Genomic DNA, 15,193 nt, shown 5'->3' on the forward strand with positions numbered 1-15,193 from the left:
TGATTCACACTCTCTTCTGGAATAGAGGAGTGGTTAATCCTATACTGTTGAAATATTATATCAGACAGCAGTTATGAACAACAAAACTGAATAAATCCACTCCAAACCACCGCACATAATGAAAACACAATTAAAATCGGATTAAACCAACTCCAAGCCAAAAAAATGATAAAAACTTTATATTTGGCAGAATAATGGCAAATCATGCCCCTCACATATCATGATTGGAATAAACATATTACTAAATATTTTTTTAAAGAAGATAACGCAGGAAAAGATGTCATCCTTTTTGTAAATAAAGAAATTATTGACGAAATTGGGAAACCGTACGGGGGAGGTTTTGATGATTTTGTCCAGTGTTTAGTACGAGGTCCTGATTTTGTGAATAATAACCCTGAAAATATTTGCAAAATGGCATATGAGACATATAATCGTGGTAAGCAGATGGACATGGAATATCCCTCATATATCGCTTATTTGGCTCTCTTTGTCTGTGCTGCCACAATAGACGGGGACTATGATAGAAACGCATACTACCCAAAACTCAAGGATCTCGTTGGTGACGATCAAGATATCAATATGTCCGCTTTGTTTAGCGATTATATCAGTGATCTCTGGAAAGGTTTACAAAGATGGAGTCAAGTCAAAACAGGGGAGGCCTATGGTCGTTTTACAATAACGAGGAGAGGTGGCCACGTAAATGTCGGCATCATCTATGCACAGACTATTCTCTCAGAAAACGAGAGAAAAAATCTTCCAACTATATTCTCAAGAGCAGGGCTAGACCCTACAGATCCTCCAACAGAAGATATCCTCAAATCGAAACTTAGACGTTATGGCGAGGAATTTTTTGAAAATCGAACAAAAAAATTATTGAACTCAAATTGGAACCAAGAAAATACGTTGCTGGGTGCACTGATAGATCTCGTGCTTTCAGAACTTGAAAGATGGGACGGCACAGTGCCTGAGAGTGGACAGGCTTTAGAAGAAGGACAGGACACGCTGGCAGCAGTAACTCAGAGGGGACACCGTTGGGTGAACGTGTATGCAAGAGTCTGCTTATCAAGAGTACTCGGTGGTTTCTCTTCCCATATCAGATTTAAAGTAAACCCAGACAACGTGGTGTTCCCAGAAGATGGGCTTGAGTTCAAGGTCAGTGAGAACCCTTACCTTACTGAAAAACGGTTATTGGATGAGGTTTTCTCAAGCCATCAAACAAACAAGGCTGGATGGTCAAGACCTTTACAGACCTCAAAAGACGGGCGAGTAGAGATCCTAAAGGCTGAATTATTTGACTGGTCAGAAGGAGCAACTTTTGTAGACGGGGAGATGGACTGGAAGGTTGTACTCCGGCCCGCAGATGTACGTGTGTTCCTACCTGGCGGACGAGACAATCTCCCAGACACATACGTTGAGGCACAGCACTTAGAACATGCTTGTCCATTCCTTATAGCGTGCCGTGACTCGTTTAAAGAAAGGATTACCTGTTGGGGAGAGAGTGAGACCGAAAAATTTGAACAGGTTTCTTCCTCGGGGATTCCGGAGGGTTGGTCACTATTCCAGGGAGAGAACGCTAAGACAGACTGTAGGGGATTCGATCCCCTAACTCTTCCCAAAGAGATCAGACTCAAGTTGGTCGGGGGGGTACGCCACTCGGCAGGCAGTAATAAATTCCTGCACTTTGCACCGCCCACTATTGTTGTAGAGGGTAGCAGTGGCAATGTTACCGTAATGATCAACGGCGAAGAGATCCCCCAGAAACTAGTTGAAGGTATGCAGTGGGATATCCCCTCAGGTTACAATATAGGCGAATCGCTCACCATTGATGTCCTTTCAGACAGTAAAAAGGCATGCAATAGCAGGACGATACAATTTGTAGGCTCAGAACTGATTGAAGATTTTAGTAACGTACCACTGTTGGACTCTAAAGGTAGACTCTTGAGGTACGGTGAAGGAGGGCAGCCCCTTAGATTTGCACAGGGGGTAGTTGTATATGGCGTTGATGTGTCCGAATTTGGAAACGTGCCTCTGGGTGCACCGACCTACTTGTCCAACTCTATCACTTTTCTCGGCCCCGAACCAGGGATGGTCGCGTGTTGGCCAAATGACCCCTTGCCCACGGAGTGGAGCCCAGTCTGGGCACTCGCAAAAACTGGAAGGAACAGCAGAGACGTCCACTACTGTGGGTTACCAGAAGATGATAATAGCAGACCAAGGGACACTCGAACAAAGACTGGTCATAAAACCCTTAAGTTATGGAAAGAATCAGTCTGGGTGAACAGAAAGAGAAATAACCCCCCTAAGATCCCAAAATTGCGAAAAAAATGGTCAAAATATATGGAAGTGGCAAAGCATGTCTGAACTTCTATTAGCCGCCCTCGGTACCTACGGGGAGATGTCTATTAAAAAGTTCGACGAAGTTTTTACAGAACTCTGTCTCAACGAAAACGCTGTAAAAAATGAATTGAACATTAAGAACCTCCGCAGAAAAGCAGTCAGGTTGCTTGACGCCATGGGGTATTGTGAGTTTGACTTTGAGGTCAACAAGGTGTACCCCTGTCCTCCTACACTGGTCACTTTGCCAGGAGGGGGGGTACACAAGGCTGTACTCACAGGGGTACGTGACCCAAAGATGTTGGACAAGGTTAAATCCTTCATCAAAAACCACTCAGACACATTAAACCTGACCGAAAAGTCACAAAATATCATCGAATCTTACAGAGACAGAGGACAAGTGACAGCCGCCACTTTCCCGTCTGCAATACTCATAGATGGACTTGAAAAAGACCTCATGACAGACCTAGCTCGTGAATGCGGGCTGCATGCATTTCTTGACGTCCCGACGGCGTGGCCACTCTTATGTTTTTGCGCTGGGCTCCCAGAATACATGGCGGATCTGTCATGGAACCGTTGCAGGGAGGACGAATTAAATTGGGCGAGAAGTGAGTTCTCTCCGACAAAACTCGCGTTCAAGAAAAAGAACTCAGAAGAAAAGACAGGCGGCCTTGTTGAGTATATCAATCCGATAACCTACCAGAGGAGCCACTGGTTCTGGAAAAACGATGTTGCAGCAGTTGTAGACAGGGACTGGGGAAGGTACATCGCTCTCTCGTTTTCAGGGCGGCGGGTGATTGTATATGATGAAAAACAACAAATCTTGGTCGTCCCGGCTTCTCTGCCCCTTCCCCGACTCCTATCGCGCGCTGCGACACTCTGCTCTGGGACAATTCCTCTTACCGCTTCTACGGGGGACAGTGCCATAGAAGACATACCCCCACACTTTCCAGTCTCTGTATACAGAGGAATTCCCCCCGAGTACTCGTCCCAAATTGTGTCAAAACTCGGCCAGAGAGAAATTAAGAAAAAACTCCGTTTAGACAATCAAGGTTTGGTGACTCTATGATCGACCCAATCAATTCATTTGATGAAGTAAAAGAAGATGTGATTAAATATATTGGTACCGCGTTTGGGACTCGTTTTGAGTCGATAAACCAAGAAAGAGACGAAATTCTCCATGACCCAACAGTGTTGTGCCAAGACCCGTGGGTCGAGCCTCTCCCCGTATACAAGAGTTCTGGAAAGATGGTCCGAGCCACAGATGGGGACAGGACCATAGAACTCTCTCCAGAAGACCTTGGTAACGCGCTCACGGCGAGACAACTCGAAGAGTTCAAAGAGCTTGTCTCCTGTGGACTCTTCAAAGATGGACTCACCCTCTACACCCACCAATTAGAGATGCTGCAGGAGGCGTTAAAGGGGAGCCGCCACTGTGTGATCACAGCAGGTACGGGCTCAGGTAAAACAGAGGCCTTTTTACTCCCTCTCTTTGCAGAACTCATCAAGGAGTCCTCCACTGCAGAGACATGGAAAACACCGGCTAAACCACTCGACCATCAGGACGACTGGTGGAAGGAAAATGATGACATCAAAGGGTGGAGAGATGACCTGCTCCGCAACGACAAGATTTGTTGGGTATCCCAAAGGGCAAATGAGAGTCCTGCCCCTACCACCGGTCGGCCTGCAGCGGTGCGGGCCATGCTCATCTACCCCATGAATGCACTTGTCGAAGACCAGTTATCAAGGCTCAGGAGAGCTTTAGACTCAGATACCGCACGAGAATGGTTCAGGAAGCGCCGGGATGGAAACCATTTCTACTTTGGCAGGTACACTGGTATCACTCCTGTCCCTGGACACCAGTACAACGAACCCGGAGAAACAGGGGGGATCAATGAAAAAAAAGTCAATTCCCTCGTAGAAGAACTTCAGAAGATCGATTCGACATCTAGGCAGGTGCGGGAGTACACGCAGGGTGGCACCCCTGGCACACCTGATGAGAAAAAGAGGCGAGAAGCACAGTACTTCTTCCAGCACTTAGATGGTGGTGAGATGCGTTGCCGTTGGGACATGCAGGACATGCCCCCAGACGTACTGATCACGAACTTTTCTATGCTCAGCATTATGATGATGCGAGAGGAAGAGGACAATATATTCGAGGCCACGCGGGAGTGGCTCCAAGAAGACCCAAGCCATGTGTTCCATCTCATCATCGATGAGATACACCTCTACCGGGGCACAGCAGGTACCGAGGTTGCGTACCTCCTGCGGCTCCTCCTCCTGCGCCTTGGGCTCACCCCTGACAGTCCCCAACTCAGGATACTCGGTTCAAGTGCGTCCCTAGGAGGCGAAGAAGAAGGACTGGAATTCCTGCATAAGTTCTTTGGGGCAAAAAAAGAGCGTTTCACAATTATTAATGGAGTAGAAGAGGTTGTAGATGAGTTTGGCCCTGAGGATAGCAGACACTTGGGAGAAGAGTTTGTCGAAGCTTTTTGCACCATATCTCAGGGGGCAGACTGTGCTGGGTCCGTCGAAACAATACCTGAAGTAGTATGGGCGGACGCTGCTGCGTACATCGCAGAGGCAACTGGTTCAAACATCGGGATGGACGAATGTGACAAGAGGGTCACCCTCCTCGCTCAACTCGAAGCACCAGGTCTCAATTTATCGTCTCAAGTACGCACTGCGTGCTCTGAAATTGAGAATAGTGAGAAGAGGACACGGGCCGTTTCCCTTGAGGACTTTGGGACAGAGATCTTCGGGTCAGAGATCGAGTCTGAAAAAGCAAGGAACGCCGTCCGTGGTCTCTTCATCGTGCGAGGTTTGTGCACAGAGTTAAGGGACGAGAGGATCTCAGGAAGAGATACCGCTGAGTATGTCCAGGGGAAATATGGTGCATCATCCCCACTCCCGTCCTTCAGGTTTCACTGGCTCTTCAGGAACTTGGACGGGCTTTGGGCTGCTACACGCCCAGAAGAGGAGTCACCCGACGGGAGGCCTGTGGGACAACTCTTCACCCAGCCGCACTTGACCTCACGGGGAGAAGAACCCAGCAGGGTGCTTGAGTTACTGTACTGCGAGAACTGCGGCACAGTCTACCTCGGAGGGAATAGGCTCGTCACTGAGGATGACCTCGTCGAGATGCTGCCAGTTGAACCAGACATCGAAGCACTCCCAGACAAAGGTGCTGTACAGATCGTTGAAAAGAGAAAGTATGTCGATTACGCGGTATTCTGGCCGAATGGACCTCACCAGTCCATAAATGACGATGCTGGTAATGGACCATGGCCTCTAAAGAGGGACTATAAGGATGAATCTAAAGGAGACAGCAAAAATGACCCCAAATACGATGGACGGTGGTCGGAGGCGATACTTGACACAAGGTCAGGGAAAGTAGAAAGTGGCCATGAGATCCCGTCAGGGGAAGAGGACGTTTGGGTGACTGGATACCTCTTTCAAGTGTACAAAAAAGGTGAGCGAGACCCTGTTAGAATCAGGGGGAGACCAAAGAACTTAGCCGCTGTATCTGCTCTCCCTACCCGTTGTGCCGCATGTGGTGCTGACTATCAGTACAGCAAAAAAAAGGTCTCGCCTGTAAGGGGTTTCAGGACTGGTTACGCCAAGATGACGCAACTGCTCACCGATGAACTCTTTTTCCAACTCCCAGACGATCTCAAAAAGGTTGTAACGTTCTCTGACAGTCGGGAAGAAGCTGCGAGGACGGCAATCGGTGTCGAAAGAAACCACTACCTCCAGTTACTCAGGGAAGCCTTTACCGAAGAACTTCGGACAAGGACAAACGGAAAGGCACAAGTTCTCGAAGACCTGGAAGCCCATTATGAAGAGGTCAGTGCTACGGACAGCGTCAACCCGGCATTTCTCTGTCCTGCCTCAAAAAAATACCTTGAATGGGATATAAATTTTCTTAATAAAGTACGTGATGACCTCATCACCGTCAGAGAGTACGACCCTGAAGAAGGCTCATCGCATGCCAAGCGCCAGAAGAATCGTAAGGACTACACTGAAGCATTAGAGAGGTTGCAGACCATCCGTAAAGATGGTGCTTCACGAGAGGTCCATTTCCATGAACTCGTCCACCCTCCTGATGGCAGTGGAGCTTTAGATCCCCTCGACCCCGGCAGCCTTGTGCGCCGTCTCGTTAGACTTGGAATAAACCCTGCAGGGCCAGACAAAAGCGCTCAAAAGTACAAAGATAACCAAGATGACCATTCCAAAGATGTCCCTTGGAAGGAAGTGTATGATTTTAAGACTGGGTTGTGGACTCGCCTCTCAGTCGAGAAGGTTTTTGCGAGGTACACCGCACAGAAAAAAGTTCGTGAAGAAGTCTGCAAGTTCCTCTTCAGTAAGATCTACTTTGGGTTTGAATCCTCGGGTCTCGGGATCATCAAAGCAAACCTCAAAGACGAAGATGTAGAAGAAGCAGCGAAAAGGCTAGATATAAGCAACATCACATTCCGTGAGACCTGCGATGCGGCCCTCCGTGTCCTTGGAGACTGTTACAGGCACGAAGGTTCTGATTTCAAAAAAGATGACTGGGATGGTTATCGGAATAGCGGAAAGTGGAACGGGAGGTTTAGGAAGTGGGTCGAAGCAGTAGCTAAAAGCAATGGGCAGGTAGGAAAACGTAAGATAGACGATTTCGGTGAAGAAGTCCTGAAGGCCCTTAGAGAATCTGGGCACCATAGAGGGATAATCTCCACAAGTAGCCTGACCTTTAAAGTTGCCTCCGTCTTAGATCCTGTATGGGACTGTCCAAACTGTGAGCGTCCCCACCTCCACAGGTCAGGTGGCATCTGTACAAACTGTGGAGCCCCTCTCCCAGAAGAGCCTACCAGATTGTGTGAAGAGATCTGGGATAAGAACTATTACTCCTCTTTGACACGTACAGGGAGACCTCTCTTACGCCTCCACTGCGAGGAACTGACCGGACAGACCGATGATCAGCCTAGACGACAGAGACAGTTCCGCAACATATTCATCAGTGATGGAAATGGTACAGGCCCACGCGAAGTCCCAGAAGTTGACGAGATCGACATGCTGAGCGTCACCACGACAATGGAAGTCGGCATCGATATTGGAGACTTGCAGGCAGTGATGCTGGCGAACATGCCTCCAGAACGGTTCAATTATCAGCAGAGGGCAGGTCGTGCAGGTCGTCGTGGTCAGGCGTTTTCTACAGTCCTCACCCTCTGTAGAGGAGGCCGGAGCCACGACGACTATCATTACCGATACCCCGAGCACATTACAGGTGACCGTCCACCGGCACCCTTCCTCACCATGGGAGATGACCAGGAACAGATACGCAAGAGGGCTCTTGCAAAGGAGTGCCTCAGGAAGGCGTTCAAGGATGCTGGAGTCACATGGGCGGATGGCCCAAGCGGGAGAGACTCTCATGGTGAGTTTGGAAAAGCAGATAAATGGAACGGAAGTGAAGTGCAGTTAAAGGTTAAGGACTGGCTAAAGAATTACCCTTACAGGGAGGAAGTCATATCCTCCTTGACTGGAATCACTGAGAAAAACGAAGAGAAGAAGAGAGAACTCCTAGACTACCTCAGTGATGATCTGCCACGGGATATCGATAATATCGTACAAGACGATGAGTTGCCTGGCGAAGGACTCGCCGAACGCCTTGCTGAAGCAGCAGTCCTCCCAATGTATGGCATGCCTTCGCGGGTGAGATCCCTCATTCACCACTTGCCCAAGGGCTCAAAGAGCCCATGGACTATCGAGCGAGACATAGAGATGGCCATAACAGAGTTCGCTCCAGGAGCTCAAAAGACCAAAGATAAAGCAGTACACACATCAATTGGTTTTTCTTCCCCTCTATGGGCTGCTGGAAATAAACATTGGATGGCCACCTCAGGTGACGACTCAAACCCCATACCATTCGTCAGATGGGTGGCGCGGTGCAAGGCCTGTGGGAACATCTCTGTTTCTAAAGATGACGTAGGCGCACCAAAGGCCTGCCCAGTATGCAAGAGGGCACTCGAGGAGAACATTGAGTACGCAAAAGTCGTGACGCCTGCTGGGTTCAGGACCGACTTCTCTGAAGGACGGGACTCCCTTGAGGACGAGCCCTATTTTGGTATGGTCTCTACTACGGCAGAAAAAATGGAACCAAAGGAAGAGGATGATTCTAGCAACTATCACCTTGAGTTCTCTGACCGATCGAAGGTCTGGCGGATCAACGACAACCGTCAGGGGAACGTTCCACATTACTTCAGAGGGGCTATTGTCAAGACGTCACAGAAGGTCGATTCATTAGACCCCCGGGTCAACCTTGAGCACCAGTGGATAGCAGAGCCATATATCAAAAAATTAGTAAATGAAAATGATAGACCTTCACCTGAGGAGATCGAGGAACTCGCAATAGGGACCAGAAAGGTCACAAACATCATGAGCTTCGGGCCTCAGCGTGTGCCCCGAGGGCTAAACTTCGACCCCCTGTCTCCAGGTGGTGGAGTAAAGGCCGCCGTCTACTCCTCTGCGTTCTTGGTCCAAGCGGTCATCGCACAGATGCTCGATATCGACCCAGAAGAACTTGAGATATGCCGGGTACAGCCAACGAGAACTGATAACACAACAGTCGTTGGGAGAGTTGTCCTCAGTGACAGACTACCGAACGGATCCGGGTTTGCATGTTGGACTTTTGATAACTGGAAGAGCGTCATGGATGAAGTTCTCAACACTCCACCTGATTCGGACTCGTTTATGGGTAGACTAGTGTCCGATAGACACCGATATGGTGATGAACACACTCCTCCGTGCAGAACGGCGTGTTACCAGTGCCTCATGTCCTTTAGGAACATGTCTTACCATGGTCTGTTGGACTGGCGCCTTGGTCTTTCATATCTACGCACCCTCAACGACACCTCATACACCTGCGGCCTGACAGAGGCTGACTACAGACACCCTGAACTTCATGACTGGTACGAGACAGCAGAACAGGAAGGACAACGTTTTTCGAGGCTCTATGGGTTTGAATATCACAACTCCAAAGAAGTTGGGCTGCCATACCTGACACATGGAGATAATGCCCTCATCGTCCACCAGCCCCTCTGGGACAGACACACTAGGGCAGGGATCTTCAACAAGGCGGTTTCAAAAGTGATCAGAAAAGGGTACGCACCACATGGTATAGACACGTTCAACCTGTTGCGCCGGCCGAGTTGGTGTTATTCACAATTTAACAAGGATTTACAAGGAAGAGGAGAAAATTCTGTGACACACCTGCCCCAATGAGACCGGGCGTCCTCCCTCTACCCCCACCAATCAGTCCCCTTCGACGTGTCACGCCGAGTACCTTCCAGGCCCATCGGGAGTGCCCGCTAAGGGCGGTGTGGTCCGCGGCCCGGCAAAATACTCCGCTCCCAACTTTTGCGGGTGCAGTGCTAGGGAGAGTCATCCACAGTGCCATAGAGTATGCAAGAAGAGAGCATGTGAGGTCAAGAGATGACTTTGAACAGATCTGGGGTCAGTGTATGCACAATGAGGAGAAGGTGCTGGTACAGTCTTGGACTGAGGCACATCTTGTCCCGCTCTCTCAGTCTGTACGTAATTATGAACAAAAAAAAGAATTGTGTTGGCTTGCAGTACGGGACATAAAACCCTCTTTTAGCCGAAAATGGCGGAGGTCTCCTCCTATATGGCCACCATGTGGGGACGAACTCTGGCTAGAGACACGAGATGGAGTGTGTGTCGGCCGGGTTGACCGTATCAACAACAAAGGAGGCGTTATCGAGGTTATTGACTATAAATCAAAAGTATTACTCCCTCATGCTGAGATGGGAGATGACCTAGGCACCTACACCCCCCAACTAAAATACTACGCTGCTCTCTACCATGCACAGTATAGAGAGTGGCCCACGATTTTGAAAATTGTTGCAAATGGGGGACAAGAAATTGAAATACCTTTTACCCATGACGAGTGTGAGAGTCTCCTCAAGGAAGCCTACACCTTGCTCGCAAAGGTCAACTGTACCATACGGAGTGCTTCATTAGACAAGAGGAAAGCACTCTCTTCACTTGCAAAGCCATCGCCGAAGACGTGCTCACTTTGTCTTTTCCGCCCAGTATGTGCTCCATATTGGGAAGGACGTTCCCGAGCACCAAACGAAGACTGGCCAAATGACCTCCATGGTACAATTATTGAAACCGGTCGGTGGGGTAAGGACAGAGTTTACCTAGACATCGCCCCTTACGAAGGGGACAAGTATGTTAAGGTTAAGGTCATTGAGGTCTCCTCAGGGAGGCATCCTGCTCTCAAGAGAGAGAAAAAGGAAGTTTACCTCTTCTCTCTCCTACAATATAAGGATAGACCAGATGTTTTCGCGGAAGGTAAGTATACAACCATCTATGTGCCCAAACACTGAAAAGGTACCAACGCGGGATCCACCATGGTCATGACTTGCATGAATGAAGGCAGCAGATGGTGTCCGGATTGGATCCTCAAGCAAATTGTATGTGTCTGTTCATTAGATTTGTTATAGGTTGAAATGCGATAATTCAAAATAGAGTCTCTATTAATCATAAGTTTGTGGTTGATAAAGATACTCTCCAAAAAAAATATTTTGTTCAAATTATATTGGAATGGTCAAGCAAATATAAAAGGGACTTTGAATGGCGAAAAAATCGTACTCCCTATAGAATATTTGTTGCAGAATTATTACTGAAAAGAACAACAAGCAAAGCTGCAACTAGGGTTTTTCACAAATTTATTACAAAATATCCAGATATCTTCGCCTTAGCACATGCCGATATAGACGAACTTAAATCAATTATCAAACCAATCGGCTTGTATGAGCAGAGATCAAAAGGTTTGGTAGAAGCAGCTAGATATATCGTAAATACCTTCAATGGTGTGTTTCCCCCGTCCAAAGATCAATTGTTATCCATACCTCATGTTGGTGAATATACTGCAGGATGTATCCTTTCATTTGGTATGGGCATCCCATCCCCTGTAGTTGATTCAAATGTCCAGAGACTCCTATCAAGAGTATTCTGTAGTTCTGTTGGTGATAAACCAAGTATAGGTCAAACTATAAAATTGGCCCGGATATTAATCCCAAAGGACTGCCATGTCGATTTTAATTATGCCCTAATAGATTTTGGCGCGGTTGTATGTACATACCGGGGTTGCTATGGAGATACCTGTCCCCTCAAAGACATCTGCGACATGAATTCTCATAATGAATAGATAAAGCCTTTAATCACAGAATAAAATGGTTATTGAATATTTTTTACTGTATTGGTGACAGAATGCTCGGTCAAACCCCCCCTACCCCCAAGCCTTCACAGACTAAGTTCAAAGTAATATCATTATTTTCTGGAGCAATGGGCCTTGACCTCGGCCTCCAATGTACAAGTCAATTTGAAATAATCGCCTGCGTAGAAAAAGAGAAAGTTTTTTGCGATACGATTCGTCTGAACCAAGAAAAGGGTCTTTTGTCAAAGGATCTGAAAATATTTGAGGAAGATATTCATGAAATTAATCCAAAGGACATATTAGACTCTGTTGGTCTCCGACCTGGAGAGGTCGATCTAATCGCTGGAGGGCCGCCGTGTCAACCATTTAGCACGGCAGGTAGGAGAGGAACTCTCCAAGATCCTCGTGGGACATTGCTCTGGGAATACTTGCGTTTTATCAAGGATATCCAACCTCGGTTCTTCCTTATAGAAAATGTAAGAGGGTTGATGTCTGCGGCTCTGAGGCATAGACCCATTGCAGAAAGGCCTGAATTTGGTGGAGCGCCCCTTGAAGATGTCGAAAAACCAGGATCCTTTGTCCATCATTTTGCTGAGGATCTAAAAAAAATTAATGGCAGTTCATATCGTCTTGACTGTTTTGGGGTAAATGCTGTCAATTATGGGGCCCCTCAGATCCGCGAGAGAGTCCTTTTCATTGGAAATAGATATCACGCCCAAGTTAAATTCCCAAACCCCACCCATTGTTCTCCTCAGGCAAATAATGGTCAGAGTAAAGTCCTCAACTCAGAGGTTCAACCTCTTAAACCTTGGAAAACTCTCAGAGATGCGATAGGAGATCTAAAGGAAGAGAATCCAATCATATCAGATTTCAGCCCTAGAAAAAAATATTATCTTAGCAAAGTACCCGGGGGCTCAAACTGGCGGAGTCTCACTGTTGAAGACCAGAAAAAGTCTATGGGGAGAGCATGGTATGCAACAGGTGGGAGGTCCGGATGGTGGAGGAGGTTAAGTTACGACCTTCCCTGCCCGACACTGATGACGCTGCCAACTCACGCTTCCACATCTCTTTGCCATCCTCAAGAAGTCCGTGCATTAACACTTAGAGAATATGCTCGGATTCAAGAGTTTCCTGATGAATGGGAATTTGTCGGGACAACGGCCCAACAATATGCTCAAGTCGGAAATGCGGTTCCAGTCCGCCTTGGTAAGGTTGCGGGCGAGGTAATAATTTCACACCTGAAAAGTCTGAAAGAGAGGAATTGGGAACCCTATCCTGATCCTGGTGAGAACGTCAGAATAAAATATATTCAATCCCACGTTAGAACTCGTCAATGGTATAAAAATGGAAAAACGATCATACTTGATGATATAAATAAAAAAAGTGCATCAGATCTAATCAAATAAAACTATGCATCTGATACATTATCCTCTGGTTCTAACCACTCTCGCACCCTTTTTTTCTCCACCTACAAGGGAACGATAGTCCCTACAACCTTCTTCACATAAGACCTCGTCGTCTGGGATCATACAGTCCACTTTTCCCGTATCTTCACCATATGAAGATGAAGTCTTTAGGTTATCACCTCGACAGGTGGTCACTACCATCCACGTCAACTTTCTCATCCCCCCCTCAAGATCGCCCCCAAAGAAAATAAAAACCAGAAACCCGGATGAACCCCAGACCCGAAGCCCTATGAAAACCCATCTCCAAAAAACATCCGTCACCCGCGAACCTCACCGCAGGATCCCCCCATGACCCTCCGCGCCTACGCCGACCTTCTACGCCTCCACTTCGCCTTCGCCTGGCCGCTCCTCTTCTGCTCCGGCCTCGTCCTCGCCTTCGGCACCTACGAAACCTTCTCCTGGCCCCTCGTCATCACCGCCGCCCTCATCGGGCTCTTCGGCTTCGAGGCCAGGATGGTGCTCAAGACTATGTGGACCGCGAACGCGATACGCGGGACGTCGAAGGGCGACCGACCCGGCACTGACCTCTTCGGGACAAGGCCCCTTCAGAGAAGGGACGCCGGACCCGCCGGACGTTAACACGTTCGCACCTGGAATGCACCCGGATGGCACCGAAAATATGCAGAAGACAGGAACAGAGGAACGGCCCCAGAGTACCTATTATAGAGAGGAGAGAGAGATCTCTCTCTCTCATAGTACTATATTGCACCAGAACCGGAGAGCACCCGGCACCCCTGATCGGTCAGGGTCTCCGGGGGGGTGTGCGTGCGATCGGTGTCCTGATGCACACGACGGCAAAGATCGGGTGAAAACCATTCGATCTGCAATCAATACCATAAAATCCATTCGTTCATTGACAATGCCGGAGTGCAGGACAATGCACTCAGGTGCACCCATGCAAACAGAGTGCGCTCCCATCGCATCCGCCGGCGCCTGGAGAGGAACCTGCCGCCAAACCTATTGTCCATCAGCGCCCCGAGCACCCGGACCTCGTCGCAAGCGATCCCCTTCTCCCCGACAAAGGGGGTGAGTCCTTTGAGGAAGCCCCCCCTTTGTCGTCGATCCGCAGGGAGAAGACCCGGCCGGCAGGGGGATGATAGCGTCGCCCGCGGGACGGTTCAGGACGATCCTTCGTCCAGCATCATCGCCACCTGTTTTCGAAGAGGGGACAGGTACTTTTCGACGATACCCCACACGACCTCAACGTTCTCGAACTGACATTCAACTGCGGAACGGAGCATCGGGTCGTTCCGGTAATCGTCGAAGGTTTTCCCGTCAACAAATGTCGTGATCAGCTCGGAGGCCGCGGCCACGTCGTAGAGGTACTTCCTGATCTCATGGGGCGGCATATACCGGAACCCTGGACTCGTCCACCGCTTTTCTGAAATAGGGATTTTTGATGGGCGCCATCCCCACCAGGTCGACGGGACGGGCGAAGAGTGCTTCGAGGTCGCTCGTACCGGGGTCGAACCCCTCCCCGGTCGCCGACCCGAAGAGTTCGAGCGTTTTGACGCGGTGCGTCCTGCAGATCTCTGTGATCTCCGGTATTTTTTCTGCGACGGTCCGGTGCATCCTCTCTCCCTCCTGACTCTTGATGGAGTGACACGCGTGAGATGACATGGCTTTTTCTATCCCCCCCTCCCCGGGGAGCGCCGGACCGGAACAGTCCGGCAAAAAAGTCTCAGACCCCGGCCTTCAGGTCGTGGTCGTTGAAAAACTATTCCTGAGTATATCCCGGAACGCTCCCGGGGTGAACATCCCCTCGAACCGACGTGCTTTCTTCCAGAAATGCTCAACACCCTCCTCCATCAGAGAGGAGGAAGCCTGGAGAGTTCCGGGATGATCTCTTCGAGAAAAATTTCTGAAGAGAATGGTATATTACCCGACAGATGAATGTCAGATACATGTTGCGCCAAACCGTCACCTCGGACACCATCAAATCGGTCGGATACAGTGCTCTCTCCGGCACCCTGGAGATCGAGTTCACGAACAGTTCTCTCTACCAGTACTCCGACGTCCCGGAGTCGGTCTATCGGGCGTTGATGGCGGCCCCTTCCCACGGGACCTACTTCAACGAGCACGTCAGAGAGTGGTATCACTTCAGGAAGATCAGGTAAGATGAACCAGGAAAAAAGATCACAGGGCCTTTGAAACAGACCAGGTCTTC

The 15,193-nt window shown here is 48.9% G+C and carries 10 protein-coding genes; 8 read left to right on the plus strand and 2 right to left on the minus strand.

Features of this window, described 5'->3' with window-relative positions:
* Positions 1-204 precede the first annotated feature (204 nt).
* From J2129_RS07355 to J2129_RS07385, 7 genes are all read left to right on the plus strand, one after another.
* On the plus strand, positions 205-2,361 hold the full coding sequence (locus J2129_RS07355) for a hypothetical protein (RefSeq protein ID WP_209630246.1): 2,157 nt from the start codon (positions 205-207) through the stop codon (positions 2,359-2,361).
* Entirely contained in the window at positions 2,354-3,403 is a 1,050-nt protein-coding gene (locus J2129_RS07360) for a hypothetical protein (protein WP_209630247.1), read from the plus strand. The genes J2129_RS07355 and J2129_RS07360 overlap by 8 nt, the downstream gene beginning before the upstream one ends.
* Entirely contained in the window at positions 3,400-9,597 is a 6,198-nt protein-coding gene (locus tag J2129_RS07365; RefSeq protein WP_209630248.1) for a DEAD/DEAH box helicase, read from the plus strand. Before J2129_RS07360 ends, J2129_RS07365 begins: the two co-directional genes overlap by 4 nt.
* Positions 9,594-10,727 carry a PD-(D/E)XK nuclease family protein gene (locus J2129_RS07370; protein ID WP_209630249.1) on the plus strand — a complete coding sequence of 378 codons (1,134 nt, stop codon included), beginning with the start codon at positions 9,594-9,596 and terminating at the stop codon, positions 10,725-10,727. Before J2129_RS07365 ends, J2129_RS07370 begins: the two co-directional genes overlap by 4 nt.
* Positions 10,728-10,891: 164 nt before the next feature.
* Positions 10,892-11,551 carry a hypothetical protein gene (locus J2129_RS07375; protein WP_209630250.1) on the plus strand — a complete coding sequence of 220 codons (660 nt, stop codon included), beginning with the start codon at positions 10,892-10,894 and terminating at the stop codon, positions 11,549-11,551.
* 62 nt (positions 11,552-11,613) lie between these two features.
* Positions 11,614-12,966 carry a DNA cytosine methyltransferase gene (locus tag J2129_RS07380; protein WP_209630251.1) on the plus strand — a complete coding sequence of 451 codons (1,353 nt, stop codon included), beginning with the start codon at positions 11,614-11,616 and terminating at the stop codon, positions 12,964-12,966.
* Between the two features lie 348 nt (positions 12,967-13,314).
* Positions 13,315-13,605: a hypothetical protein gene (locus J2129_RS07385; RefSeq protein WP_209630252.1), complete on the plus strand. Its 291-nt coding sequence runs from the start codon at positions 13,315-13,317 to the stop codon at positions 13,603-13,605.
* A gap of 539 nt (positions 13,606-14,144) precedes the next feature.
* Here J2129_RS07385 and J2129_RS07390 read toward each other — a convergent pair.
* A complete protein-coding gene (locus J2129_RS07390; protein ID WP_209630253.1) occupies positions 14,145-14,375 on the minus strand; it encodes a hypothetical protein in 231 nt (76 codons plus the stop codon).
* The gene (locus J2129_RS07395) at positions 14,362-14,598 is read right to left on the minus strand and encodes a hypothetical protein (RefSeq protein ID WP_209630254.1); all 237 of its coding nucleotides are present in this window, start codon (positions 14,596-14,598) and stop codon (positions 14,362-14,364) included. Before J2129_RS07395 ends, J2129_RS07390 begins: the two co-directional genes overlap by 14 nt.
* A gap of 332 nt (positions 14,599-14,930) precedes the next feature.
* Between J2129_RS07395 and J2129_RS07400 the strand changes: the two genes are divergently transcribed.
* Positions 14,931-15,143, plus strand: a complete 213-nt coding sequence (locus J2129_RS07400) for a KTSC domain-containing protein (RefSeq protein ID WP_209630255.1) — start codon at positions 14,931-14,933, stop codon at positions 15,141-15,143.
* The last annotated feature ends 50 nt before the right edge of the window (positions 15,144-15,193 follow it).

This window comes from Methanofollis sp. W23, assembly GCF_017875325.1.
In the GTDB taxonomy this organism is placed as follows: Archaea; Halobacteriota; Methanomicrobia; order Methanomicrobiales; family Methanofollaceae; genus Methanofollis.

What these genes read in the sequence shown, in the direction of transcription:
- J2129_RS07355 (WP_209630246.1), top strand. Translation starts at nt 205, where the DNA reads ATGCCCCTCACATATCATGATTGGAATAAACATATTACTAAATATTTT.
- J2129_RS07360 (WP_209630247.1), top strand. Translation starts at nt 2,354, where the DNA reads ATGTCTGAACTTCTATTAGCCGCCCTCGGTACCTACGGGGAGATGTCT.
- J2129_RS07365 (WP_209630248.1), top strand. Translation starts at nt 3,400, where the DNA reads ATGATCGACCCAATCAATTCATTTGATGAAGTAAAAGAAGATGTGATT.
- J2129_RS07370 (WP_209630249.1), top strand. Translation starts at nt 9,594, where the DNA reads ATGAGACCGGGCGTCCTCCCTCTACCCCCACCAATCAGTCCCCTTCGA.
- J2129_RS07380 (WP_209630251.1), top strand. Translation starts at nt 11,614, where the DNA reads ATGCTCGGTCAAACCCCCCCTACCCCCAAGCCTTCACAGACTAAGTTC.
- J2129_RS07385 (WP_209630252.1), top strand. Translation starts at nt 13,315, where the DNA reads ATGACCCTCCGCGCCTACGCCGACCTTCTACGCCTCCACTTCGCCTTC.
- J2129_RS07390 (WP_209630253.1), bottom strand. Translation starts at nt 14,375, where the DNA reads ATGCCGCCCCATGAGATCAGGAAGTACCTCTACGACGTGGCCGCGGCC.
- J2129_RS07395 (WP_209630254.1), bottom strand. Translation starts at nt 14,598, where the DNA reads ATGCACCGGACCGTCGCAGAAAAAATACCGGAGATCACAGAGATCTGC.
- J2129_RS07400 (WP_209630255.1), top strand. Translation starts at nt 14,931, where the DNA reads ATGTTGCGCCAAACCGTCACCTCGGACACCATCAAATCGGTCGGATAC.